This is a genomic window from Planomonospora algeriensis, from assembly GCF_977012225.1.
Genome location: NZ_CDRNDK010000794.1, coordinates 1 through 1,777, shown reverse-complemented (window position 1 = coordinate 1,777; position 1,777 = coordinate 1). Strand labels below are relative to the sequence as shown.

The window sequence follows — 1,777 nt, the reverse complement described above, 5'->3', positions numbered from 1 at the left end:
CTTCGACTGGAAGAGGGGCGACAGCCTGTACGGCATCGACCACGTCGGCCTGGTCAAGAAGGACAACGGCGACGGCACCGTCTCCACCATCGAGGGCAACACCGGCAACGGCAAGGTCGAGGAGCGCGTCCGGCCCAAGTCCCAGGTCGCCGGCTACGGCTACCCGCAGTACGCGTCCTGACGCGGTGCCGCCGCCGCGGAACCGGGCGGCGAGGCGGAACGCGGGGCTTCCCGGGACGGGGATCCGCGCGGTGCGCGCAAGGGGGAGGGGACACGGCACACGCCGTGTCCCCTCCCCCTTTTTTCCGTCGCCGTCCGGGGACCGGTGCTACATCGCGGAGGCCGGGACGAAGGTGTAGCCGAGCTTCTTGATGCCGTCGACGGTCTCCAGCAGCCACTTGGTGCCGAGGTAGGGGTGGTAGAAGAAGCTGGCCACCCCGTCGCGGACGACGAGGTTGGCCTTGGCGGCCTTGACCAGGTCGGCCGGGAGGACCACCGGGTGGTTGTTGAAGGACTCCGGCTCGATGTTGCCGACGTTCTCCGGGATCACCTTGGAGCCGTAGACGTCGGTGACGGTGTAGGGGAAGAACTGCCCGGCCATGTGGTCGTACTGCGGCGCCGTACCCGACAGCGTGCCGGCGAAGTAGAGGCTGCGCTCGTAGCGGGCCTTGAACCCGGCCCGGCGGACGGCCTCGTAGTCCACGGCGGACCCGGCGTAGTGCGGGAACTCGAAGTACTGCGGCACCGGGAGCAGCGCGGCGCGGAACTCCGCCTTCATCTTGTCGATCCGGTCCGCCGCCCAGGCGGGGGAGTCCTCGGCCACGGGGCCGTCGTAGCGGACGTAGTTCTGCTCGTCGACGTGCGCGGTGTAGAACTCGAAGTCGTCGCCGCTGGTGCCGTTGTAGGGGTTGGGGGCGTCGGTGTACTGGTGGGTGTAGCCGTGGGCGATCATCGTGCCGCCGTTGGCGAGCATGTACTTGATCGCCGCGACCACCAGGGGGCGCTGCCGGAGCCGGATGGTCTTGCCCGGCTCCTTGTAGACGGTGTAGACGCCGAAGGAGTAGGGGATCTTCCGCTTCTTCAGCTCGATGGCGATCTTCATCAGCTCGGCCGGCTCGGCGTTGGGGCCGATGTCCTCCAGGCGGAGCAGGGCGCGGTGGCGCTCGGCGGTCTGCGGGGCCAGGGCGTCGAACAGCAGGTCGGAGAAGACCAGGTAGCGGTCGGAGGCGGTGGTGTAGGCGAAGGGGATCTCACCGATGTAGGTCAGCCGGCCCGAGCGGATCGCCCACGGGATCTGCGTGCCGTTCTCGCGCACCGCGCTGGCCAGGACCTTGGCCTTGGTCTCGTCGATCGAGGCGTAGTCCATGACGCCGGAGGCGTTGCGGCCGTCGCGCGAGAGGTCCTTGCCCTTGTAGACGACGCCCTCGACGGTGCTGAAGTCGAACTGCGACCACATCCAGCCGTAGTCGGCGGCGAAGGTGGGGGTGGAGGCGGTGAGCTGCCAGATGTTGTTGTTCATCCAGATCACCGGGCGGTCGGCGTCGCGCACGTCGGCCAGGAACGCCTCCGGCAGCGGCTCGTCGTAGGTGGAGCCGATGTAGACCACCGCGGTGTAGGCGTCCATGGCGCCGGCGGTGTAGGCCGAGACGGGCAGCGTGGCGAACGTGCCGAAGTGGCCGGTCAGGTTGGCGGTCTGGGTGGCGTACAGCTCGCCCAGCCAGCCCCACTGGCCGGTCGTGTCGTACAGCACGAGCGTGGAGCGGCCGGTGCCGGTCAG

General features: G+C 68.9%; 1 protein-coding gene and 1 pseudogene. One reads left to right on the top strand and one right to left on the bottom strand.

The annotated features are described in order from the left end of the window. Positions 1-181, top strand: a pseudogene (locus ACWJ6R_RS35845) (CHAP domain-containing protein); the annotation flags it as partial. A gap of 147 nt (positions 182-328) precedes the next feature. Here ACWJ6R_RS35845 and ACWJ6R_RS35840 read toward each other — a convergent pair. Continuing rightward, a partial coding sequence (locus ACWJ6R_RS35840; RefSeq protein WP_449066464.1) for a DUF2334 domain-containing protein occupies positions 329-1,777 on the bottom strand: 1,449 nt, incomplete at its 5' end.